General features: G+C 31.0%; 22 protein-coding genes and 10 pseudogenes. 2 read left to right on the forward strand and 30 right to left on the reverse strand.

Annotation, left to right across the window (positions count from 1 at the left end; translation table 11 throughout):
* The first annotated feature begins 141 nt into the window (after nucleotides 1-141).
* A complete protein-coding gene (locus PWK10_RS06545; RefSeq protein WP_274767746.1) occupies nucleotides 142-960 on the forward strand; it encodes a hypothetical protein in 819 nt (272 codons plus the stop codon).
* Here the strand turns inward: PWK10_RS06545 and coaD are convergent.
* The 7 genes and pseudogenes from coaD to PWK10_RS06585 all read right to left on the reverse strand — a co-directional run bounded on the left by coaD (nucleotide 961) and on the right by PWK10_RS06585 (nucleotide 6,833).
* Nucleotides 961-1,442: pseudogene (coaD, locus tag PWK10_RS06550) on the reverse strand (pantetheine-phosphate adenylyltransferase).
* Nucleotides 1,435-1,997 (reverse strand): annotated as a pseudogene (gene rsmD / locus PWK10_RS06560) (16S rRNA (guanine(966)-N(2))-methyltransferase RsmD). The pseudogenes coaD and rsmD overlap by 8 nt, the downstream one beginning before the upstream one ends.
* Nucleotides 1,998-2,064: 67 nt before the next feature.
* The gene (locus PWK10_RS06565) at nucleotides 2,065-2,286 is read right to left on the reverse strand and encodes an alpha/beta-type small acid-soluble spore protein (RefSeq protein WP_008909794.1); all 222 of its coding nucleotides are present in this window, start codon (nucleotides 2,284-2,286) and stop codon (nucleotides 2,065-2,067) included.
* A gap of 159 nt (nucleotides 2,287-2,445) precedes the next feature.
* Complete coding sequence (locus PWK10_RS06570; RefSeq protein WP_008909793.1) at nucleotides 2,446-2,661, reverse strand: alpha/beta-type small acid-soluble spore protein; 216 nt, start codon at nucleotides 2,659-2,661, stop codon at nucleotides 2,446-2,448.
* 79 nt (nucleotides 2,662-2,740) lie between these two features.
* Nucleotides 2,741-4,774: pseudogene (gene recG, locus PWK10_RS19555) on the reverse strand (ATP-dependent DNA helicase RecG).
* Between the two features lie 56 nt (nucleotides 4,775-4,830).
* Nucleotides 4,831-6,422 (reverse strand): annotated as a pseudogene (locus tag PWK10_RS06580) (DAK2 domain-containing protein).
* A 60-nt stretch (nucleotides 6,423-6,482) separates the two neighbouring features.
* Nucleotides 6,483-6,833 (reverse strand): Asp23/Gls24 family envelope stress response protein, encoded by a 351-nt coding sequence (locus tag PWK10_RS06585; RefSeq protein WP_274767749.1) that lies wholly within the window; start codon nucleotides 6,831-6,833, stop codon nucleotides 6,483-6,485.
* A 236-nt stretch (nucleotides 6,834-7,069) separates the two neighbouring features.
* On the opposite strand from PWK10_RS06585, the gene rpmB reads away from it, so the two are divergent.
* On the forward strand, nucleotides 7,070-7,261 hold the full coding sequence (rpmB, locus tag PWK10_RS06590) for a 50S ribosomal protein L28 (RefSeq protein WP_274767751.1): 192 nt from the start codon (nucleotides 7,070-7,072) through the stop codon (nucleotides 7,259-7,261).
* Between the two features lie 11 nt (nucleotides 7,262-7,272).
* Here rpmB and PWK10_RS06595 read toward each other — a convergent pair whose 3' ends face one another.
* From PWK10_RS06595 to PWK10_RS19560, 23 genes and pseudogenes are all read right to left on the reverse strand, one after another.
* Complete coding sequence (locus tag PWK10_RS06595; protein WP_274767752.1) at nucleotides 7,273-7,617, reverse strand: hypothetical protein; 345 nt, start codon at nucleotides 7,615-7,617, stop codon at nucleotides 7,273-7,275.
* 61 nt (nucleotides 7,618-7,678) lie between these two features.
* Nucleotides 7,679-8,314: a thiamine diphosphokinase gene (locus PWK10_RS06600; protein WP_274767753.1), complete on the reverse strand. Its 636-nt coding sequence runs from the start codon at nucleotides 8,312-8,314 to the stop codon at nucleotides 7,679-7,681.
* 1 nt (nucleotide 8,315) lies between these two features.
* Nucleotides 8,316-8,969 (reverse strand): ribulose-phosphate 3-epimerase, encoded by a 654-nt coding sequence (gene rpe, locus PWK10_RS06605; protein ID WP_008909446.1) that lies wholly within the window; start codon nucleotides 8,967-8,969, stop codon nucleotides 8,316-8,318.
* Nucleotides 8,966-9,846 (reverse strand): annotated as a pseudogene (rsgA, locus tag PWK10_RS06610) (ribosome small subunit-dependent GTPase A). Before rsgA ends, rpe begins: the two are co-directional and overlap by 4 nt.
* Before the next feature lie 14 nt (nucleotides 9,847-9,860).
* Entirely contained in the window at nucleotides 9,861-11,537 is a 1,677-nt protein-coding gene (pknB, locus tag PWK10_RS06615) for a Stk1 family PASTA domain-containing Ser/Thr kinase (RefSeq protein WP_274767754.1), read from the reverse strand.
* A gap of 79 nt (nucleotides 11,538-11,616) precedes the next feature.
* Nucleotides 11,617-12,258 (reverse strand): Stp1/IreP family PP2C-type Ser/Thr phosphatase, encoded by a 642-nt coding sequence (locus PWK10_RS06620; RefSeq protein ID WP_274767755.1) that lies wholly within the window; start codon nucleotides 12,256-12,258, stop codon nucleotides 11,617-11,619.
* Nucleotides 12,259-12,269: 11 nt separating this feature from the next.
* Nucleotides 12,270-13,289, reverse strand: a pseudogene (rlmN, locus tag PWK10_RS06625) (23S rRNA (adenine(2503)-C(2))-methyltransferase RlmN).
* A gap of 5 nt (nucleotides 13,290-13,294) precedes the next feature.
* Nucleotides 13,295-13,636 (reverse strand): hypothetical protein, encoded by a 342-nt coding sequence (locus PWK10_RS06630; RefSeq protein WP_446715301.1) that lies wholly within the window; start codon nucleotides 13,634-13,636, stop codon nucleotides 13,295-13,297.
* 17 nt (nucleotides 13,637-13,653) lie between these two features.
* Nucleotides 13,654-14,634 carry a 16S rRNA (cytosine(967)-C(5))-methyltransferase RsmB gene (gene rsmB, locus PWK10_RS06635; RefSeq protein WP_274767756.1) on the reverse strand — a complete coding sequence of 327 codons (981 nt, stop codon included), beginning with the start codon at nucleotides 14,632-14,634 and terminating at the stop codon, nucleotides 13,654-13,656.
* Between the two features lie 9 nt (nucleotides 14,635-14,643).
* Nucleotides 14,644-15,328: pseudogene (locus PWK10_RS06640) on the reverse strand (zinc metallopeptidase).
* 12 nt (nucleotides 15,329-15,340) lie between these two features.
* Nucleotides 15,341-16,267, reverse strand: a pseudogene (gene fmt / locus PWK10_RS06645) (methionyl-tRNA formyltransferase).
* On the reverse strand, nucleotides 16,267-16,719 hold the full coding sequence (gene def / locus PWK10_RS06650; protein ID WP_008909438.1) for a peptide deformylase: 453 nt from the start codon (nucleotides 16,717-16,719) through the stop codon (nucleotides 16,267-16,269). Before def ends, fmt begins: the two are co-directional and overlap by 1 nt.
* Before the next feature lie 14 nt (nucleotides 16,720-16,733).
* Entirely contained in the window at nucleotides 16,734-17,426 is a 693-nt protein-coding gene (locus PWK10_RS06655) for a helicase-related protein (RefSeq protein ID WP_342455705.1), read from the reverse strand.
* Entirely contained in the window at nucleotides 17,312-17,689 is a 378-nt protein-coding gene (locus PWK10_RS06660; RefSeq protein ID WP_342455706.1) for a hypothetical protein, read from the reverse strand. The genes PWK10_RS06655 and PWK10_RS06660 overlap by 115 nt, the downstream gene beginning before the upstream one ends.
* A gap of 64 nt (nucleotides 17,690-17,753) precedes the next feature.
* Nucleotides 17,754-18,335: a DEAD/DEAH box helicase gene (locus tag PWK10_RS06665; protein WP_342455707.1), complete on the reverse strand. Its 582-nt coding sequence runs from the start codon at nucleotides 18,333-18,335 to the stop codon at nucleotides 17,754-17,756.
* Complete coding sequence (locus PWK10_RS06670; protein WP_274767757.1) at nucleotides 18,308-18,619, reverse strand: hypothetical protein; 312 nt, start codon at nucleotides 18,617-18,619, stop codon at nucleotides 18,308-18,310. The genes PWK10_RS06665 and PWK10_RS06670 overlap by 28 nt, the downstream gene beginning before the upstream one ends.
* A gap of 26 nt (nucleotides 18,620-18,645) precedes the next feature.
* Complete coding sequence (locus PWK10_RS06675; RefSeq protein WP_274768391.1) at nucleotides 18,646-18,855, reverse strand: hypothetical protein; 210 nt, start codon at nucleotides 18,853-18,855, stop codon at nucleotides 18,646-18,648.
* Nucleotides 18,856-18,885: 30 nt separating this feature from the next.
* Nucleotides 18,886-19,142, reverse strand: a pseudogene (locus PWK10_RS06680) (primosomal protein N' family DNA-binding protein); the annotation flags it as partial.
* Between the two features lie 30 nt (nucleotides 19,143-19,172).
* On the reverse strand, nucleotides 19,173-20,366 hold the full coding sequence (gene coaBC / locus PWK10_RS06685; protein ID WP_274767758.1) for a bifunctional phosphopantothenoylcysteine decarboxylase/phosphopantothenate--cysteine ligase CoaBC: 1,194 nt from the start codon (nucleotides 20,364-20,366) through the stop codon (nucleotides 19,173-19,175).
* Nucleotides 20,367-20,381: 15 nt separating this feature from the next.
* Nucleotides 20,382-20,612, reverse strand: coding sequence for a DNA-directed RNA polymerase subunit omega (rpoZ, locus tag PWK10_RS06690; protein WP_008909435.1), 231 nt, complete (start codon nucleotides 20,610-20,612; stop codon nucleotides 20,382-20,384).
* A 3-nt stretch (nucleotides 20,613-20,615) separates the two neighbouring features.
* Entirely contained in the window at nucleotides 20,616-21,224 is a 609-nt protein-coding gene (gmk, locus tag PWK10_RS06695) for a guanylate kinase (protein ID WP_274767759.1), read from the reverse strand.
* An 18-nt stretch (nucleotides 21,225-21,242) separates the two neighbouring features.
* The gene (gene remA, locus PWK10_RS06700; RefSeq protein WP_008909433.1) at nucleotides 21,243-21,527 is read right to left on the reverse strand and encodes an extracellular matrix/biofilm regulator RemA; all 285 of its coding nucleotides are present in this window, start codon (nucleotides 21,525-21,527) and stop codon (nucleotides 21,243-21,245) included.
* Nucleotides 21,528-21,542: 15 nt separating this feature from the next.
* A pseudogene (locus PWK10_RS19560) lies at nucleotides 21,543-22,416 on the reverse strand (YicC/YloC family endoribonuclease).
* Nucleotides 22,417-22,422: the final 6 nt, after the last annotated feature.

Consider the following 22,422-nt stretch of genomic DNA (forward strand, 5'->3'; position numbering starts at 1 on the left):
TAGTAATTTCCTTAGAAATTCCAGATAGTATATCGAAATTATTCAAAAATTATTTTAAAAAACTTCTTAATACATCTGGATATGGTGCGTATGTCTTTATTATGAGTATATTCACAGGATACCCAACTGGGGCAAAAATAGTTGCTCAGCTTATTAGCGAAAAAAATATCAAGTTATGAAGGTCAAAAAATATTAAATTTTGCAAGCACTTCAGGTCCCTTGTTTGTAATTGGAGCAGTTGGTATTGGAATGTTTAATAACATAAAAGTTGGATATATTTTGTTTATTTCTCATATATTAGGTGCAATTATTAATGGTTTGGTTTTAAATAACATCTTATATCCAAAATCAAATGTTGCTGAGTCATGTTGGTTATATAAAGATAAAAATACAAATAGGAATTTTTTAACGAAGTCCATCCTCAATTCCCTTACAACTACTGGAATAATTGGAGGATATATTATTTTCTTTTCTGTCCTTATAGAACTGATTTATAAGCTAAATATTTTCAATAAAATTGAATGGCTCCTTGATTTATTTTTAAATAAATCATTATCTAAATCTATAATATTAGCACTTCAAGGAGCAATAGAAATTACTAATGGATGTAATTTAATAAGTAAATCAAATATTCCATTTTTTTTAAAAATCCTGATTTCAACCTTTATTATATCCTTTAGCGGGATTTCTATTATAATGCAAGTTTTTTCAATAACTTATGAAGAAAAAATATCTATAAAAGCCTATGTAATATCCAAAATATCGCATTCTATATTTTCTGTGTTAGTTGCATTACTTATGTTAAATTTTATTTCTATTGATAGCGAAACCTTTATGGTTGAACCTAATATCCCTTATTTTATAAATTTATTTCCTCTATTAGAGATTTTATTAATAACAATACTAATTTTAAATGTTATCTACTTTATAAAAATTAATATTTTGGGAGAAAAATATTAATTATTTAAATTTATTCCTTATATCGTCTATTATTTCCTCAGGAACTAAATCCTTGATGCAGCCTCCATACATTGCAACCTGTTTTACCAAACTAGAGCTTAAAAAGGAATATTTATTATTCGTCATCATAAAAAGAGTTTCTAATTGGTTATTCAATTTATTATTCATCATTGCCATTTGAAGTTCATACTCAAAATCAGAGACTGCCCTAAGTCCTTTAATTATTACCTTAGCTGACTTTTCCTTTGCATAATTTACAAGAAGTCCCTTAAAACTTTCAACTTCAACATTATCAATATCCTTTGTTACTCTTTTGATTAACTCAACACGTTCTTCAATTGTAAATAAGGGATTCTTTTTTCTGGATTCTCTAAAACTGCAACAATTACCTTATCAAATATTTTTGACGCCCTAACTATTATGTCAAGATGACCATTAGTTATTGGATCAAAACTGCCAGGATATATTGCTATATTATTCATATTTGTCCTCCTTAACCCAAAATATAATTTTGCATCTTCCATATTTTTCTGTTCTAAAGTTTTTAAAAATCCCGACGACTTCTGGGATATCATCCTTTTCATCTAGTTCCGAAATAATCAAAGTATTATCATTATAAATTCTATTTTCGCTTATTGCTTCAACGGCTCTTTGAACCATTCCCCTTCCATAAGGGGGATCCAAAAAATCAAATCATATTTAAAATTCTCCTTTGATAAATTTTTTATAATTTTAAAGGAATCTCCAAAATAAGCTTTACTTCTATCTTCGAAGTTTAAATTTTTTATATTTTCTTTTAAAACCTTATATGCAGATTTGTCATTTTCTATAAAGGTACAAAATTTTGCCCCTCGGCTTATTGCTTCAAGACCTAAGTTACCACTACCTGCAAACATATCTAATACAATAGCATCATAAATCTTATTTGATATTATATTAAACACAGACTCCTTTACCCTATCTAAAGTGGGTCTTGTGTTCATACCTTCAGGTGCCTTTATAATTCTTCCCTTTGCTTCACCAGTTATTATTCTCATGCCAAGCCTCCTTTATTAAAATAAAGAAAAGGGAAGATTGCCTTCCCTTTTCTTTATTTTATATCAATTATTGTCTTCCTGCAAGGCCTCTTTCATAAGCCTCTACCATCTTCTTAACCATATATCCACCTACTGAACCACATTCCTTTGATGTCATGTTTCCCCAGTATCCTGTTGGTGGAACCTGAACTCCTATTTCATTTGCTACTTCATATTTGAATTGTTCTAGGCCCTTCTTAGCTTCTGGAATAACAGTTTGATTTGTTCTTCCTACTAAGTTTTCGTTCATTATTTTCACCTCCTGTTTCAGTTGCTTATTATTAATTTCTCCATTATTCGACAATATATTCATGTAAATATTGGTAATTGAAAACATAACATATAATCAACTTTAAAAGGGAATAGAGAGAGCTCTATTCCCCTTTTATATTTTTGTGCTACCGCCTAATTATCTTTTTCCTGCAAGGCCTCTTTCATAAGCCTCTACCATCTTCTTAACCATATATCCACCTACTGAACCGCATTCCCTTGATGTCATGTTTCCCCAATATCCTGTTGGTGGAACCTGAACTCCTATTTCATTTGCTACTTCATATTTGAATTGTTCAAGTGCTGCCTCAGCTTCTGGAACTAATGCCCTGTTTCTTGGTTGAATGTTTATCATATTGTTTCACCTCCTGTTTCTGTTTCTATTATTAATTTAACCACTTAAACTGAAATTATAACAGGAAGTTTTTTCTCAATTAGTTTATAGATATATTATCACCAATATTTTGTATTAATTCTTCTATCCTTAATTTTAACTTATAATAATCCTTATCTAATAGTCGTCTTGACTGAATTAACTCCCTTGCCACTTCTTTTGTTTGCATAAGAATATCTATATCTTTAAATAAATTCGCAACTTTAAGCTCCGGAAGTCCATGTTGTCTTGTGCCAAAAACTCGCCCGTTCCTCTTAATTCTAAATCCTTTTCAGCTATCTCAAATCCACTGTTAGTTTTAGTCATAATTTTCATTCTTTCAATAGCATCATCAGTTTTTGCATCGGCAACTAATATACAATAGGATTTATAATTTCCTCTTCCAACTCTACCTCTTAATTGATGTAACTGTGCCAAACCAAACCTATCAGCATTCTCAATTACTATTATAGTAGCATTAGGCACATTTACCCCTACTTCAACTACTGTTGTAGAAACCAGCACCTGAATCTCATTATTTTTAAATTTTTTCATAATTTCATCCTTTTCGCTTGCAGACATTTTTCCATGTAATATTCCAATTTTGTTATATTTTAGAAAATCATTTTTTAAATTTTCAGCCATTTCTAATACCGATTCTGCTTCTAATTTTTCCGATTCCTCCACTAGCGGACATATTACATATGCCTGTCTTCCCTTCTCTACCTCCTTTTTACAAAATCATAAACCTTTTCCCGCATATTAGGCCTTACAAAATAAGTTTCCACTTTTTGTCGTCCAGGTGGTAACTGATCTATAACTGAAATATCCATATCGCCATACATAAATAAAGCAAGAGTTCTTGGAATCGGCGTTGCAGTCATAACTAATACGTGAGGATTATGGCCCTTATTAATTAGAGTTGCTCTTTGTCTTACTCCAAATCTATGCTGTTCATCAGTAATTACAAGGGCTAAATTTTTAAATTCCACATTTTCCTGTAATAGTGCATGAGTTCCAATAACAATACTTATTTCTCCTTGAGATATCTTTCTTATTATCTCTTCCTTTTGCTTTTTAGAAGTGCTTCCAACCAATAATGCAATATTTATATTCCAATCCTTTAATAATTCTAAAATAGTATTATAATGTTGTTCTGCTAAAATTTCAGTAGGAGCCATTAATACTCCTTGATATCCGTTCATTGCACAATTAAATAAAGCAATAACTGAAATGATTGTTTTTCCAGAACCTACATCACCTTGAAGCAATCTATTCATAGGTGTGTTTTTTTCATATCAATCAAAATTTCTCTTATAACCTTCCTTTGGGCCTCTGTAAGTTCAAAGGGTAATTTTTCCTTTAAAGCCTTTAGCTCCTTACTAACAGCCATCGAATAGCTTGTTGTGCTTGAAGAGTATTTTTTCTTTAGTTCAAATAAGCCTAGTTGTATTATTAGCAATTCCTCAAATTTTAATCGCCTTTTAGCCAGTTTAAGCATATTTTTATCTTTGGGAAAGTGAATATTTATAATTGCATTTTTTATGTCCAATAGATCATATATCTTTCTTAAACTTTCTGGTAATAATTCTTCAACCTCTTGATCTATAAAATTAAGGGCCTGTTTTATAATTTTTCTCATAATTTTTTGAGTAAGATTTTTATTAATGGAATAAATCGGATTAATTCCTTGTGTTTCTTCATAGTCCTTTTCATACTGGGGATCAACTAAAGTAATTTCTCCAAATTGTTTTGATACTTTACCGTAGAGCAACACTTTTTCGCCAATTTTAAAGTTATTTTTTATATACGGCTGATTAAACCATATCCCCGATATAAAACCAGTTTCATTTTTAAATAATATTTTATTTAATGTTTTACCTGTTTTAGTTTTCTTACTCGGAAAAATTTGTGCAACTTCAACTATTACACTTGCCATTTCATCATTTTCTAGTTTGCTTATAGGTTTTATGTTAGTTCTATCCTCATAGTCCCTTGGAAAATAAAATAGTGCATCCTTAACTGTATTAATTCCTAAACTTGATAAATACTTTGCAATTTTAGGTCCAACTCCCTTCAAATATTGAATCTCCATATATCCACCTCTTATGTGGTTAAATTTATAAAGGCATGCACTTTGGCATGCCATAATCATTCCACAGAAATTATATAATAATAAATAGGTTGCCCTCCAAAATAAACGTTTACATCAAGGTTTGAATACTTTTCTTTGATATATTCTTGAACTTTAGCAGCATCTTCTTCACTGACTTCATTTCCGTAAAATATTGAAATGAATTCGCTGTCTTCATCAATCATATTATCAATTAATTTAGTAACTACTTCATTCAAATTAGCTCCAGCATTTACAAGTTTCCCATTTAATATTCCTATTACATCGCCTTCGTTTACATCTATACCGTCAAGATTGGTGTTTCTTACTGCAAATGTAACTTGCCCTGTCTTAACCTTCGATATAGCTTCCATCATTATTTCTTTATTTTCATTAGCATTACTATCCGGATTAAAATTTAACATTGCAGTTATACCTTGAGGTATGCTTCTTGTTGGAATAACTACAACATTCTTATTTGAAAGATCCCTTGCCTGTTCAGCTGCAAGAATAATATTCTTATTATTAGGCAATATAAATATGTTTTTAGCATTTATATTATTTATTGCATCTAAAATATCTTGTGTGCTTGGATTCATCGTCTGGCCGCCTTCTATAATTTTGTCAACCCCTAACTCTTCAAATATCTGTTTAAATCCTTCGCCAAAAGAAATTGTAATAAATCCATATTCCTTTTCATCTTGACTTGTATATTCAGTCTTCTCATCGGAATATGTATCATCTGTTAAACTTCTGTGTTGTTCCTTCATGTTGTCAATTTTAATCTTTATCAACTCTCCTAATTTTAACGCCTCTTCTAATACTATTCCTGGATTATTAGTATGAATATGAACCTTGATTAACTCTTCTGTTCCAACAACAACTATCGAATCACCATATTTTGTGATTTTTTCTTTAAATTCTTCAGGTTTTGCATTTTTAGTCTTAATAAAAAACTCTGTGCAGTAAGAAAATTTTATATCTGATGTATCTATGTTACTATATTTTACTTCTTCCTTCTTTTCTTGCTGTTTTACTTTTGCTTCGTTTATCTCCCCTAGCAGAACCTTCAAAAAGCCTAAATATATAAGCGTTAATCCTTTACCTCCTGCGTCAACAACTCCTGCTTGCTTTAAAACAGGAAGTATTTCTGGCGTTTTATTTAAAGATACGTTTGAATATTCATACATAAGCTTTAAAAAAACTTCAAAATTACTTTCTTTTTTGCTATTTCTATCGCCTTATCTGCAGTCTCTCTTGCTACAGTTAAAATAGTTCCTTCCGTTGGTTTCATGACTGCCTTATAAGCAGTATTTACTCCTTCCTTTAAAGCTTGAGCAAAGTCCTTTGTATTTATAGTTTCTTTTGTTTTTAAAAATTTTGCAAAACCTCTTATAAGCTGAGATAATATAACTCCAGAATTGCCTCTGGCACCCATTAAAGATCCCATTGAAATTGCATCACAAACATTTGTAACATTAACATCCTTGATTTTCTCCAATTCACTTACAGCAGCCATTATTGTAGCTGCCATATTTGTTCCTGTATCTCCATCTGGAACTGGGAAAACATTTAATGCATTAACATCTTCTTTGTTGTTTTCAAGCTCATATGCACCATTTATGAACATTTGTTTCAATAGTTGTCCATCCAACAACGTAGTTTGTTTCAATGCTTAAACCTCCTTGCTTTAAACTCTAATGTCCTGAACATAGACATTAACTTTATGAACTTTTATTCCTGTAAAATTTTCAATTGTGTATTTTACTTTTTCTATAATGTTCTCAGCAATAACAGGTATTTTAGTTCCATATTCAACTATTATAAACAAATCAATAACTATCTCATCATTGTTAATTATTACTTTAACCCCTTTGTTTAGCTGCTCCTTCTTCAAAAGTTCCCACAAACCATCCGTTGCTCTTTTGGAAGCCATTCCAACAACTCCATAGCACTCAGTTGTCGCTGCACCAGCTAATTTTGCTATTAGCTCATCTGTAAATTCAATATAGCCTAATTCGTTATATATTTTTACTGACATACTTAAACCTCCCAACCTTACTAGGGATACTAGTCTTTATTTTATAATTTTATATTAATTATTAAAATTCTTCAAGATAAAATATTTATAACTGTAAAGTAAAAATACTTTACAAAATCAAAAATGCATTATATAATTATTATTGTAATAAATCGGACTTGTAATGTTTTCTAGTTTCTGTTAAAATAATAAAGGTCTTATAAATGAAGTATTGTTCTTATTAAGGAGGTGCCACAATGTCTAGAAAATGCGAAATTTGCAATAAGGGGTTAGTTTTTGGAATTCAATATAGCCATTCCCATCGTAGAACAAACAGAACTTGGGCTCCAAATCTTAAGAAGGTAAAAGTTATTATAAACGGAACTCCAAAGAGAGTTTACGTTTGCACGAGATGCTTACGTTCTGGAAAAGTGCAAAGAGCTTTATAAAAAATGTGCTTTTAAGCACATTTTTTATCTTTTAAAAATACCACGATAAATATATTAAGCAAGCACCTATAATAATGATCCAAATCCAAAAAGGTATAATAACAGCCAATAGCATCCCAAACCCAATGCCAAGTATTATAATGGCTAAAACATCGATTATTTTTAGTTTTATTTTGTCTTTTAGCATACTTTCCTCCATTAACTATTACTAAAGAAAAAAGGCCAGAATATATCAGTCCTATTCCAAGTAAAACAAGCCAAATCCACACCGGCATCCAAGCAATAATTATAAACATCCCCATTAAAATCAATAATATCCCCAATATTTTTGATTTTTCCCTTTCATTTTTTATCATATGATCACCATTTTTATTTTATATATTCATTATATGTAAATCCTAATAAAGTTGATACTGCTTATATCTTTTTAAATATCAATACTTCTCCATCTCCAACCTTAATTTCGCATTGCCTATCGATCATTACATTTGATATACCTAGTGGTCTTCCAAAATCAATAGTAGTATTCTCTAATCTATACATTAGCCCCTTAGAATACAGACCCTTTGCAGACTTATATATAGGAATAATTGATAAAGTATCACCAATTTCTCCTTCTATTTTTATAAAATCTTTGCACAAATAAATATAAAAATCATCAGTAACGATATAACCCTTTGCATTATTTTCATATATATAGTGTAGAAGATATAAATTTGCCAATGTGTGGTCAATCCTTCCGCCTACCCCTCCTAGTATACATATTTCATCGCATCCTTGTTCGATAGCTTTATTTATACAAAGCTCTGTATCAGTATAATCCTTTTCTTTAGGATATCTAATAACTTCCACACCTTTGTCGATAAAATAATTTAAAACTTCAGTTTCAATGGAATCAAAGTCCCCAATTAAAAAATTAGGAATAATGCCTAACTCATAGGCATAATTCCCTCCTCCATCAGCACATAATATAATACTTGCTCCCTGAATTTCTTTTTGTAATAAAGTAGAATTATTTATCCTACCAAAGTTAAAAATTAATGCTTTTTTCATCCTAACCACCGATTTCCTTAAATTTCCTAACTGTTTTTTCTACATCATCTGAACAAAAAATAGCAGAGCCAGCAACAATCACATTGGCACCTGAATTAACAACATCTCTCAAATTATTTAAATTTATACCACCATCAACTTCAATATCGATATTTAACTTCCTTTTTTCTATCATTTGTTTTAAATTTTTAATCTTACTTATGGCATAAGGTATAAATTTTTGACCTCCAAATCCAGGATTAACGCTCATAATGAGAACCATATCAAGATTTTCTAAAACATAGTCTAAAACTTCCAATGGGGTCGCTGGATTTATTGCAACACCAGCTCTTTTCCCAAAAGATTTAATTAAATTAACAGTTCTATCAAGATGAATACATGCTTCCTGATGAACTGTAATTATATCTGCTCCAGCTTTTACAAAATCCTCTATATACTTATCTGGATTTTCGATCATCAAGTGCACATCAAATATTAAACTCGTTAATGGTCTTATGGCTTCAACTACAAGTGGACCAATTGTTATATTAGGAACAAAATGGCCATCCATAACATCTATATGGACATAATCTGCTCCAGCCCTTTCAATTCTTTTAATTTCTTCTCCCAATCTGCTAAAATTTGCTGAAAGTATTGAAGGTGCTAACTTCATCATCTAGTGTTCCTCCTATTTTCAAGTATTTCATTTAGAAAATCTAAATAATTATTATATCTAATTCTACATATGTTTCCTTCTTCTACATTTTCTATTATAGCGCAATCCTTTTCTTTTACATGTAAACAGCTTGAAAACTTACATTGACCAATAAAATTTCTAAATTCTTTAAAATAATACTGCAAATCATTTGGTTCTATAAATGACAAATCTAAGGTGGAAAAGCCTGGTGTATCTACTAAATACGTCTCATCATCTATTCTGATTAGCTGTGCATGCCTTGTAGTATGTTTTCCTCTCCCTATTTTTTCACTTATTGCTCCCGTTTCCATCTTAACCTTATCTTGAAGAGAATTAAAAAGCGTAGATTTTCCAACTCCTGACGGCCCTGCAAATACGGTTATTTTGCCTTTTAAGAAGGCTTTTAACTCTTCTAAACCTTCTTTTTTAAAGCATTTGTTTTTATTACTTTATATCCTGCTTCTGTGTAAATCGAATACACCTTTTCAAATTTGCCATCTTCATCTAAATCAGATTTATTAAAGCAAATGAGACAATCTAAATCCTTTTCTTCAACATGAACCAATAATCTATCTAAAAGTGTAAAACTAATATCAGGATCCTTAAGAGCAAATACAACAACTACTTGATCTACATTAGCAACTGGTGGCCTTATAAGTTGGGATTTTCTTTCTTTAATTTCTTTAATAAGCCCCTGCGAATTATTGATTTTTTCAATATAAACCCTATCACCAACTAAAGGAGTTAAATTATCTTTTCTAAATTTTCCTCTTGCTTTGCACTCAATTAATTCTCCATTCTGCAATTCAACATAGTAGAATCCACCTATACCTTTTACAATGATACCCTCCTGCATAAGTTCCTCCTTTATTATTGGTTGTCATTTTCCTGTTGCTGAAGATTATCATCTAATTTATTTACAGTAACATTTATTAACGTTCCCTGTCTAACTTCAACACCATCCACTACACTTTGCAATATAATTTCTCCGTCTTTATAGTTAGGATCATATCCATAGTTTACAATTCCAAGGTTTAATCCAGACAATTTTAATGTTTGTTTTGCCTGCTCCAAACTCATACCAAGTAGGTTGGGAACTTTAACTATTTTAATTTGTGGCCCATCGCTTAAAATTATATCAATTGCAGTTCCTTCTTTAACCTCAGAACCTGATAATGGATTTTGATCAATAATAAATCCTTTTTGTATTTCATCACTATATTGTTTTTCAATATTACCTAAAGTTAATTTGTATTTCCTTAACAGAGTTTCTGCATAGGTTAAATCTAATCCTTTAAGATCCGGAACAGCTACCATCTTCGGGCCCGAACTTACTATAACCTTAACAACAGAATTTTCTTTAACCGTGGTTCCTTCTTCAGGAATGGTAGATATAACCGTCCCTTCTGGCAAATCACTGCTTTGTGTTCCTTCTATTTCCATAATCAACTTATTACTTTCAAATATTTTGCGTGCTTCTTCTTCACTTAATCCCACTACATTAGGCACTTTTACATCTTTTATAACAAAATACTTATTAAAAACAAAATATCCTAACGCTGTTATGGATAAGAATAATATAATAACTATAGATATAATTAAAGGCTTCTTATTTCTTTTACCTTTGGCTTTACTTTTATTTAATTCATCTTCTATGCTTTCTTGGGAAATTATTCTAGTTTTTTCTATGTCATCACCTTTATTTAATAGGGAAATTCCAGGATTATTGATTGCTCTATTGATATCCATAATAATTTCTTTTGCATTTTGATATCTTCTTGTCATATCCTTTTGCATCATTTTAACGACAATATCATTTACTGCTATTGGAATATTGGGATCAACCTTTATAGGTTCCTCTATTTCATCCTGTATATGTTTTATTGCTATAGTTATTGGACTTTCTGCATCATAAGGAGGTCTTCCAATAAGCATTTCATAAAATACAACCCCAAGGGAGTAAATATCAGTTCTATGGTCGCTATATACACCCCTTGCCTGCTCTGGTGATAAATAATGGACAGACCCCATAACCTTTCCAGTATTTGTTACTGTGTTAAAGGTTGATGCCCTAGCAATACCAAAATCGGTAACTTTTATAATGTTATCTTCTGTTATTAAAATATTATGTGGCTTTACATCCCTATGGACAACACCATTTTTATGTGCATGATCAAGGGCTTGGGAAATTTGTAAAATAATCCTTAATGCTTCATCATATTTAATTTTACCCTTTTCTTTGATATAATCCTTTAACGTTTTTCCCTTTATATACTCCATAACAATATAATTTAACCCATCATTTTCGCCAACATCAAATATGCTAACTATATTAGGATGGGATAAGCTTGCTGCGGCCATAGATTCTCTTTTGAATTTGCTTAAAAATTCTGTATCGTTTGCAAATTCTGGTCGTAATATTTTTACTGCTACAAATCTATTTAATAAAGTATCCTTTGCCTTAAAAACTAAAGCCATTCCTCCGTCGCCAACTTTTTCAAGAAGGATATATCTATTGTTAAGTATCTTGCCACTTAATTCCTTCATCTCCCATCCTCCTTTCTTGCAATAACCACAGAAATGTTATCAGATCCTCCCCTATCATTTGCAATTTCAATTAGCATTTCTACTGCATCTTCTTTTTGTCATTAACAATTTCAAATATCTCTTCCTTTGATAGATAGGAAGTCAAACCATCGGTGCATAATAAAATTAAATCGTCTTTATTAAAATCTACTACGATAACGTCAACAATTACATTTCTCTCTAATCCTATAGCCCTTGTTATAAGATTTTTCTTTGGATGATTTTCTGCCTCAATTTCTGTAATTGTTCCATTTTTAACCAGTTGCTGAACAAAAGAATGATCCTCAGTAAGTTTTCTAATACCATCTTTGTTTATTAAATAAGCTCTGCTATCTCCAACATGGCCGATATAAGCTTTATCAAAAACCATCAAACAACATGTTAGTGTTGTTCCCATGCCACTTAACTGATTTGCATCTTTGGATTTCTCATAAACTCTTAAATTAGCCTCAAGCATAGCATCTCTTATCAATTCTGTTTTATCGTTATATTTATTGAAATTATTAAAGACAAAATCTCTAAGAGCTAATGAAGCTAATTTACTTGCTACCTCTCCTGCATTATGTCCTCCCATTCCATCTGCAACAGCAACAAGTGCATAGCTGTTGGATCTTAACATAATAACATAGTCTTCGTTTAGCTCCCTTGCCTTACCAATATCAGTTTTGCATTTGATATACACACAACCACCCCTTAAGTAAGAAACCTTCTTCTTAGTTGCCCACATGCAGCATCGATATCAGTTCCAAGCTCCCTTCTTATAGTTGTATTAATACGTGGGATTCTAAAATGTCCCTAAAATTTTCTATCCTTTTTCTATCAGGTCTTTCAAAATTTCTTTCGCTTACTGGATTAACTGGAATCAAATTCACATGACATAAAAGTCCTTCTAATCTTTTAGATAACTCTTTTGCATCCTCAATTGAATCGTTGATATCCTTAATCAACGCATATTCAAAGGTTATTCTTCTATTGGTTTTTTCAACATAATATCTGCAAGCTTCTAACAATTCGTTCATACTATACCTATTTGCAATCGGCATGATTTTTCTTTCTTTTGTCATCGTTTGGAGCATGTAAAGATATGGCTAATGTAAGTTGTAATCTCAAATCAGCTAAACGTTTTATTTCAGGAACTAAACCGCATGTCGATAACGTTATATGTCGCATTCCGATATTTAAACCTTCTTTGGAATTAATAAGTTCTAAAAATTTTAAAACATTATCAAAATTATCTAAAGGCTCTCCTGTTCCCATTAAGACAATATTTGAAATCCTGATATTTTGGTCCTTAGAAATTGCTAAAACTTCCCCAAGCATTTCACCAGGTGATAAATCTCTAATTTTCCCACCAATAGTAGATGCACAAAAGGAACATCCCATGTTGCAACCTGCTTGTGTTGAAATACATACCGAATTCCCATAGGAATATCTCATTAAAACAGCTTCAATAAGATTACCATCCTTCAATCTTAATAGGTATTTAACTGTGCCATCTGACGATTCTTGCTTAGCTTCTATAAAAATATTCTTAATTATAAAGTTCTCCTTTAACTTATCCCTAAGTTTTTTAGGAATATCTGTCATTTCATCAAAATCTTCTATCCCGATGTTTATCCATTTTAAAATCTGCTTAGCCCTAAATTTAGGTTCCCCTAAAGAAACAATAAATTCTTCGATTTCCTTTAATGATAAATCCCTGATATCATACATTGTAATCACCATAACCTTTTTAATTTGCAAATAAAAAATCCATCAGTATTATTTATATTGGGATATAATCTTAAATAAGTTCCATCGATTAGGCTGTTTTTAAATTCAATAGGAACTAATTCACTAATATTCACTAATTCAAAATTAGTGTTTTCATTTAGAAACTTTTCAATAATTTGCTCATTTTCATCCTTTGTAATTGTGCAAGTACTATATAGGATCTCTCCATTAATCTTAACATATTTAGATGCATTCTTTAACAATATAGATTGAATTTTAGTAAGATCCTTTATATTCTTCAAACTTACATTCCATCTAATTTCAGGCTTTTTTCTAATAAGCCCCAAGCCAGAACAAGGGGCATCTAAAAGGATCTTGTCAAAGTTATTTTCAAATTCTTTATAAAAACAGTTGCATCTTTTAACATCGGCTTTATAATGTCTATTCCTAATCTTTTTGAATTTTCATTAATTAGATTTATTTTATGCTCATGGACATCAAAGGCAATTATTTCTCCCGTGTTTTCCATAAGCTCTGCCATGTGGGTTGCTTTACCTCCAGGTGCAGCACACAAATCAATAACCTTTTCTCCTGGTTTTGGGTTTAAAATTATCGAAGCCATCATAGAGCTTTGATCTTGCACATAAAAGAGTCCATCTAAAAACTCCTGCATCTTTTCTATTTGGCCTACTTCCTCTATTATCAGTGATTCCTTTAGTTGTCCATCTTTTACTTTTATTCCTCTACTTATAAGTTTTGCCTTTAAGTTTTCTTTTGAAGATTTTAATGTGTTTACCCTAACTGTCAATTCAGGTGCTTGATTGTTTGCATCCATTAAATGGATTAAAAAATTTTCATCAAAATATTTAATGAAATAATCTATAAACCATTTAGGATGTGAATACTTAATGGACAAATATTTAGTTTTATCTTTTTCGTTTATAATGTCAAATTCCTGTTTATTTCTTATAATGTTTCTTAAAATACCATTAACAAAGCCGGATAATCTTGGTGCTTTTAATTTGCATAAAACAACAGATTGATTTACTGCTGCAAATTCAGGAACTTTATCCATTAAAAATATCTGATATACTCCAATCCTAATGCAATTTAATGCCCATACATTTAAATCCTTTAAGTCTTTTTTGGAAAATTTTTGAATTAAATAATCTATCTTAAGCTTCCATCTTAAAGTTCCATATACGATCTCTGTTGCAAAAGCTCTATCTAATGATGATAAATTGTATTTCTTAAAATATTGATTAAGCCTTATATTTGAAAAGACTTTCTTTTCATCTATTTCACTTAATATCTTTAGAGCTACATATCTAGCTTTGTCCTCCATATTTTCCTCCTAATCTCTGTCCCTTGTAATAAAAAGCAATCTGAGAAGTTGAGAAATTGCCATTAAGGTTGCAGCAACATAAGTAAGTGCAGCTGCATTTAGAACCTTTTTGCGCCTTTTAGTTCATTTTCAAAAGGAGTCCATTGCTGTCTAGTTCAATTAAAGCCCTTGAACTAGCATTGAATTCAACAGGTAAAGTAATAATTTGAAAGGCTACAACAGCTGTAAACAATAAAACACCTAACCTTGCAAGTCCCATAGCCCCCATGAATAAACCTAATAATATTAATATCCATGACAAATTAGAACCTATATTTGCTACAGGAACTAAGGAATTCCTTATCAATAATGGAACATACCCTTTATTATGCTGAATTGCATGCCCTGCCTCATGGGCTGCAACTCCAATAGATGCTATTGATGTGCTGTAGTAAACATCCTCTGACAGCCTTAAAACTCTTTGGGAAGGATCATAATGATCGGTTAACCTGCCTGGAATAACAACTATCGGAATATCATAAAGTCCATTTCTATCCAATATTATCCTGGCTGCCTCAGCTCCTGTTAATCCTCTTATTGAAGCAACTTTTAAATATTTAGAAAATGTCATTTGAATTTTACTTTGAGCATAAAAAGCTAAAAGCAAAGCCGGAACTAAAAATATAAACGTAGGATCATAAAAACCATAATACATACGTATCCCCCTTTACTCTACGATACTTCCAACTTCTATTTGATGTCCATTCAAATAAGAGTCTACAGACATGCGTTTGCCGCCCATCTCCTGCAGCTCAGTTATAATTATTGAGCCTTCTTTACAAGCGATTTCAATGCCGTCCCTTGTAACATTAAGTATCTTACCTGGAATATCGCTAATATTATTATTTCCAATTTTAGCTTTCCATATTTTTATCATATTGTTTTTATAATAGAAATAAGCCCCTGGCCAAGGTAATAATCCCCTAATAAGATTATAGATTTTATTGTTATCCCCATCCCATTTTACATGTCCCATTTCCTTAGTAAGCATTGGTGCATAACTTGATAGGGAATCCTCCTGTTTTTGAGGAACAATGCTTCCCTCTTCAATTTTTTCAAAGTTTCAATAAGCAAATCTGCACCAATGATCATCAATCTATCGTGCAATTCTCCTGCTGTTTCATCATCTTTTATCTCGATTTCCTTTTTAAAAGCATATCACCAGTATCTAAACCTACATCCATAAGCATCGTAGTAACTCCAGTTGTTTTAAATCCGTTTATTATAGCCCAATTGATAGGTGCAGCACCTCTTAACTTTGGGAGCAATGATGCATGGACATTAATACACCCATATTTAGGAATTTCAAGTATCGCTTTTGGTAAAATCTGTCCGTATGCAACTACAACGATAACATCTGGATTTAATTTTTTAATTAAATCAATTACTTCATCGTTATTTCTTAATTTTTGTGGTTGATATACTGGAATATTATTTTTAAGTGCAACCTCCTTTACAGGTGGAGGTTGCATTTTTGTCCCCTTCCTTTAGGTTTATCCGGTTGAGTAAACACTGCCAAAACTTCATGATTTTTAATCAAATTATTCAAAGTTGGCACAGCAAAGTCAGGAGTTCCCATGAAAATTGTCCTCATTAGATCACCTCATCACTCTCTATTCTATCTATATAAAGCACTCCGTTTAAATGGTCGATTTCGTGGCATATTGCTCTTGCAAAAAGATCTTCTGCATCTAAAATTACTTCCTCTCCTCTTTCGTTCAATGCTTTAACTTTAACTTTTTTAGGACGTTTTACAGTTCCACTTCTGTTTGGAATACTTAAGCATCCCTCTTCGTCCACTTGTTCTCCTTCCTCAAAAACAATTTCTGGGTTAATAAGTTTATAAAGTCCTTCACCAACATCAACAACTATTATTCGTTTTAAAATTCCAACTTGAGGTGCTGCAAGTCCCACTCCATTTGCTTCATACATGGTATCCACCATGTCATCTATTAAAGTCAAAATTTTATTGTCGATTTTTTCAACAGGTTTGCTTATCTTCCTTAGAACATCATCCCCAATTGTTCTTATCCTTCTAATTGCCATATAATTACCTCCTATCAAAGCATATTGTTTGGATTTATATCCATCGAAAAAGAAATCGGACTATTTCCTAATTCATTATACAATATTTTGTTTATTTTATAATAATATTCTACCACTTTACCTTTAAAAATCATATTCCATCTAAAAGTATTCTTTATTTTAGAAATATGACAGGGCGATGGTCCTAAGATTTTTACATCTTCGTGTTTTAGGGCTTCTTCAAAAATATATCGCAATTTATTTGAAGTCTTTATTAGCTCATTTTCATTTTGAGATGTTAGTAAAACATATATTATATCGGTAAAGGGAGGGTTATTCATAATTTGTCTCATTTTTATTTCATACTCATAAAAATTTTTAAAATCATGCTGACTTGCAAATTGAATTATAGGATTTTCTGGATCATACGTTTGAATAATAACTTTACCTAATTTATCTCCTCTACCTGCCCTTCCCGAAACCTGGGATATAAGTTGAAATGTCCTCTCTGCTGATTTATAATCTGGCAAATTAAGAATGGTATCTGCTGTGATAATGCCAACTAAAGTAACGTTTTTAAAATCCATTCCTTTAGCAATCATTTGGGTCCCAATTAATATATCCGCTTCACCATTTTTAAAGGCTTTATAAATTTTTTCATGGGCGCCTTTATTTTTGTTGTATCCATGTCCATTCTTAATACGCGTGCATCTGGAAAGTATTTTAATATTTCATTTTCTATCTTTTCTGTTCCGGCTCCAAAGTATTTAATATATTTGCTTCCGCATTTAGGACATACATTGGGAATATTATAATCCTTACCACAATAATGGCAATTTAAGGTATTATTATAATAGTGATATGTTAATGTTATATCACAATCGGAGCACTTAGCAACATATCCGCAGGATCTACAGGAAACGAAGGTCGAATAACCTCTCCTGTTTATAAATAGAATCGTTTGATTTCTTTCTTGTAAATTAATAGAGATTTCTTCTAAAAGTTTTTTACTAAAAACACTTCTATTACCATTTTTTAATTCTTTTTCATATCAACTATAGTGACTTCTGGGAGAATGTTGCTATTTGCCCTTTTAATATTTCAATTAGATGATATTTGCCATTTTTAGCATTATAGTAACTTTCTAACGATGGTGTTGCAGAACCTAATATTAATAAACCATTGGTTGCCTCAATTCTTAGTTTTGCTACATATCTTGCATCATATTTTGGAGTTATTTCAGATTTGTAAGTATGTTCGTGTTCTTCATCAATAATAATCAGTTTTAAATTTTTTACTGGAGCAAAAACTGCAGACCTTGCTCCAATAACCAAACTTACTTCTCCATTATAAATTCTTCTCCATTCATCAAAGCGTTCTCCTTCAGAAAGCCTACTATGTATAATTGCTACATTTGAACCGAACCTTCCTTTAAATCTTTCCACCGTTTGAGGAGTCAGAGAAATCTCTGGGACTAAAACTATTGCCCCATAACCATTTTTTAGAAATCTTTCTATCAAAGAAAGATAAATTTCTGTTTTTCCTGAACCAGTAACCCCATAAATTAGTGAGGTATTCTTTCCGTTATTATAAGCAGCTAAAATCTCATCTATTGCTTTTTTTGTTCTAAATTTAATTCGATTTTATTATATTTATACTCTTCATTATATGGGTTTCTAAAAACCTCAACGTATTCCTTTTTAATTAATCCTCTATTAATTAATGTATTTAATACTGAGGAAGAACAGTTATTACTACTTTTCAACACTCTTGATGATAAAGAACCATTATTATTTATTAATTGATTTAAAGTCCAGATATGTTTTTCATACCTTTTAGAATTTTTATTTACTTCTATAAAATTATAAGCATCATTTATATCAACTAAACTGTATATAAGTTCCTTTTTAGGTTTTACCATTAAATCTATAGTTTCTTTAATTTCAATTAAGCCTTTTTATAAAGATTTAAAAGCTGCGTCCTTTTAATGCTGTATCCAATTAATTTTTCTATTTTTTCTAAAGGAACAAATTCATTCTCAATATACCTTAAGAATTCATATCTTTGTTCATACTTTTCGTCAAATTTAAATCTTTTAACATAAATTTTTGTTTTAACATTATTGGGAGGCAAGAACAATTTAATAGCTTCAAACAAAGTGCAAAGATAACGTTCTTTAATTTTTATTGCTATTTCGATCGTTTTATCATCAATAATTATATTTTCATCTAATATATCGTATATTTTTTGAGTTCATTCTCAACACCTGAATATTCCTTTATATTTAATACTAAACCCTCTACTAATTTATTTCCTAATCCAAAGGGGACGATAACTCTTTTCCCTCTTTCAACTAAATCATCAAACTCTTCAGGCACTATGTAATCAAACTCTTTATCAAGTTCTTTAAGATTTGTATTTAATATAATAGAGGCTATTTTCATGCAAACCCTCCTAAAAGAAATAAAAGCGCCTTAGCGCTTAACTTTTAATTCCAAGATATAATTTAATATAATGTTTGCTAGTTCCTCCTTTAACATATTAGGAAGCTGAATAATTTGTCCATCATTCTTAATAATCTTAACAGTATTTGTATCATGATCAAAACCTGAATTTTCTTCTGTTACATCATTAGCAATTATCATATCTAAATTTTTTCCTTCTAATTTAAGCTTTGCATTTTTAATTAAATCGTTTGTCTCTGCTGCAAATCCAACAAGTATCTGCTTAGATTTTGCTTTTCCCATCTCCTGTAAAATATCTTTATTTTTTATTAACTTTAATTCAAAGGAATCTTCTGTTTTCTTTATCTTAACCTTGCTTGTCCCTTCAACTTTATAATCGGCAACTGCAGCTGCCTTTATAGCAATATCAACTTCTGGATAATATTTCATTACTTCTTTAAACATTTCCTCTGCTGTCTTTACTCTAATGACTTTTACACCCACCGGTGGTGCTATATTAGTAGGTCCTGTAATTAAGATTACCTCTGCACCTCTGTTTCTAGCTGCTCTTGCAATTGCATACCCCATTTTTCCTGATGACCTATTAGATATAAATCTTACAGGATCAATATATTCAACAGTTGGACCTGCAGTCACAAGAACCTTTTTGCCTAAATAGTCTTTTTTCTTTTCAAGAAGCATTTCAATATAATCAAATATCAAATCAATATCATTTAACTTGCCCTTTCCTACATATCCGCAGGCAAGCCTTCCTTCTATCGGTTCTATAATATGATAACCGTATTGTTTTAATATTTGGATATTCCTTTGAACTATAGGGTTTTCATACATATTAACATTCATTGCAGGTGCTATTAAAACAGGTGCCTTTGTTGCCATGGCTGTTGTAGTAAGCATATCATCGGCTATACCATTAGCAATTTTACCTATAACATTTGCAGTGGCAGGAACAATTGCTAAAACATCCGCCTTATCAGCCAATGAGATATGTTGTATTTCCCAGCTCTTTGGCTCTAAAAACATGTCAACTATAACCTGGTTTTGACTTAAAGACTGAAAACTTAACGGAGTTACAAACTTTGTAGCCGATTCTGTCATTATCACATCAACATTAATATCCTTTTTCCTAAGTTTACTTACTAAGTCAAGTGCTTTGTATGCGGCTATACCTCCCGTCACACCCAAAACAACATTTTTAGACATACTAACACCTCAACATTACTTAATTCCGGTTTTAACAGCGTGATATTTGATTTTCCCCTTATTGATTTCATGAATTGCAATTGTAACAGGTTGATTAGAATCAACCTTAACTAAAGGTTCTTCCCCTGCAACTAATTGTCTTGCTCTTTTTGCAGTAACAACAACCAAAGAGTATCTGTTATCTATTTTTTCTAAAAGCGATAATATAGGTGGATTAATCATTGAGCTTTCTTTACTAATATGCATACATTATCCCTCCTGCTCAAAATATCCTGCTCTTAACATTCTATTGCACTTGCATTTTTCTGCAACAATTATACATTCAATCTTTTTAACAGCCTCATCAACATAGTCATTAACAACGGCATAATCATATTTAGACATATATTTTATTTCTTCAAATGCCGCTGTAAATCTTGTATTTAAAGAATCTTCTGTTTCAGATCCACGTTTTATTATTCTGTTTTTTAGTTCCTCCATAGATGGTGGTAAAATAAATATAAACACTCCTTCTGGATATCTTTCTTTAACCATTAGAGCCCCTTGAATGTCAATTTCCAATATAACATCATTACCCTTTTTAAGTTCCTCTTCCACATATTTTCTGGGAGTTCCATAATAGTTACCATAGACAGTAGCATATTCTAAAAACTCATTTTTTTCTATCATATCTTGAAATTTTTCCTTTGATACAAAATAATAGTTAATACCTTCCCTTTCACCTTCTCTTGGTGATCTTGTGGTGCATGAAACAGATATCTTTAAATCCTTATTCTTTTGTAACAAAGCTTTACATATTGTTCCCTTCCCCGCACCTGATGGACCTGAAATTACTATTAATAATCCTTGCCTTTGCATCATATACTCCTTTCTTTATTATTCTTCATCATCTTCAGTATCTTCTATATCCTCCTCAACATCCTTTGATGTTAGTCTATGAGCCACCGTCTCAGGTTGAACAGCTGACAAAATAATGTGGTCACTATCTGTAATTATAACAGCCCTTGTTCTTCTACCGTAAGTTGCATCAATAAGCATACCTCTATCCCTTGCTTCTTGAATTATCCTTTTTATTGGTGCAGATTCTGGGCTTACAATGGCCACAAGCCTGTTGGCGGAAACTATATTTCCAAAGCCTATATTTATTAGTTTTATACCCATACTTTAACCTCCTAATTATTCTATATTTTGAACTTGTTCCCTAATTTTTTCTAATTCGCTTTTTATATCTATAACTAAATTTGCTATACTTAAGTCATTTGCCTTTGAGCCTATAGTATTTGTTTCTCTATTCATTTCTTGTATTAAAAATCCAGTTTTCTTCCGACAGCTTCATCGCTTTCTAAGGATAATCGTAATTGTTCAATATGGCTTTTTAATCTCGTTATTTCTTCATCAATATTAACTTTATCAGCAAAAATGCTACTTCATTTAACAACCTAGACTCATCTATTTCTACATCCTTTAAAAACTCAGAAACCCTTAATTTTATCTTTTCTCTATACTCATCAATTATACTAGGACTTCTTTTTTCTATCAAATTCACCTTTTCACTTATGATCATACATCTTTCTAAAATATCTTGTTTTAATTTTAAACCTTCTTTAGTTCTCATGTCAATAAATACAGATAAAGCTTCATCTAAAGCTTTTTCATAGTATCCCAAACTATTTCGACATCATCCTCATTTTTTCGATAATAATTACGTCAGGTGCCTTAGCAAGAAGTGAAAGAGTAATCTCCTCTTGAAGATTGAATTTCTTTTAAGCTCAGAATAAACATTATAATAATAACTTGCTACCTGTTCATCTAAAACAACTTTTATATCGTCATCACTAAATTTTTCTTGACTTACAAAGACATCTATTTTCCCTCTAGATACCCTTGAAGATATGTATTTTCTTATGTTATCCTCTAAAGATATTAAATGTTTTGGTAGCCTTATGTTAATATCTAAATATCTATTGTTTACTGATTTTAACTCAATTACAAATCGTCTATTATTTTCTTCACATTCTCCTCTTCCATAGCCAGTCATACTTTTTATCATATTTTT

Source organism: Caloramator sp. Dgby_cultured_2 (genome assembly GCF_028872215.1).
Classification (GTDB): domain Bacteria; phylum Bacillota; class Clostridia; order Clostridiales; family Caloramatoraceae; genus Caloramator; species Caloramator australicus.

What these genes read in the sequence shown, in the direction of transcription:
- PWK10_RS06565 (WP_008909794.1), bottom strand. Translation starts at nt 2,286, where the DNA reads ATGAACGAAAACTTAGTAGGAAGAACAAATCAAACTGTTATTCCAGAA.
- PWK10_RS06570 (WP_008909793.1), bottom strand. Translation starts at nt 2,661, where the DNA reads ATGATAAACATTCAACCAAGAAACAGGGCATTAGTTCCAGAAGCTGAG.
- PWK10_RS06585 (WP_274767749.1), bottom strand. Translation starts at nt 6,833, where the DNA reads ATGTCAGTAAAAATATATAACGAATTAGGCTATATTGAATTTACAGAT.
- rpmB (WP_274767751.1), top strand. Translation starts at nt 7,070, where the DNA reads ATGTCTAGAAAATGCGAAATTTGCAATAAGGGGTTAGTTTTTGGAATT.
- PWK10_RS06595 (WP_274767752.1), bottom strand. Translation starts at nt 7,617, where the DNA reads ATGATAAAAAATGAAAGGGAAAAATCAAAAATATTGGGGATATTATTG.
- PWK10_RS06600 (WP_274767753.1), bottom strand. Translation starts at nt 8,314, where the DNA reads ATGAAAAAAGCATTAATTTTTAACTTTGGTAGGATAAATAATTCTACT.
- rpe (WP_008909446.1), bottom strand. Translation starts at nt 8,969, where the DNA reads ATGATGAAGTTAGCACCTTCAATACTTTCAGCAAATTTTAGCAGATTG.
- pknB (WP_274767754.1), bottom strand. Translation starts at nt 11,537, where the DNA reads ATGAAGGAATTAAGTGGCAAGATACTTAACAATAGATATATCCTTCTT.
- rsmB (WP_274767756.1), bottom strand. Translation starts at nt 14,634, where the DNA reads ATGGAGGACAAAGCTAGATATGTAGCTCTAAAGATATTAAGTGAAATA.
- def (WP_008909438.1), bottom strand. Translation starts at nt 16,719, where the DNA reads ATGGCAATTAGAAGGATAAGAACAATTGGGGATGATGTTCTAAGGAAG.
- PWK10_RS06670 (WP_274767757.1), bottom strand. Translation starts at nt 18,619, where the DNA reads ATGGTAAAACCTAAAAAGGAACTTATATACAGTTTAGTTGATATAAAT.
- coaBC (WP_274767758.1), bottom strand. Translation starts at nt 20,366, where the DNA reads ATGTCTAAAAATGTTGTTTTGGGTGTGACGGGAGGTATAGCCGCATAC.
- rpoZ (WP_008909435.1), bottom strand. Translation starts at nt 20,612, where the DNA reads ATGCATATTAGTAAAGAAAGCTCAATGATTAATCCACCTATATTATCG.
- gmk (WP_274767759.1), bottom strand. Translation starts at nt 21,224, where the DNA reads ATGCAAAGGCAAGGATTATTAATAGTAATTTCAGGTCCATCAGGTGCG.
- remA (WP_008909433.1), bottom strand. Translation starts at nt 21,527, where the DNA reads ATGGGTATAAAACTAATAAATATAGGCTTTGGAAATATAGTTTCCGCC.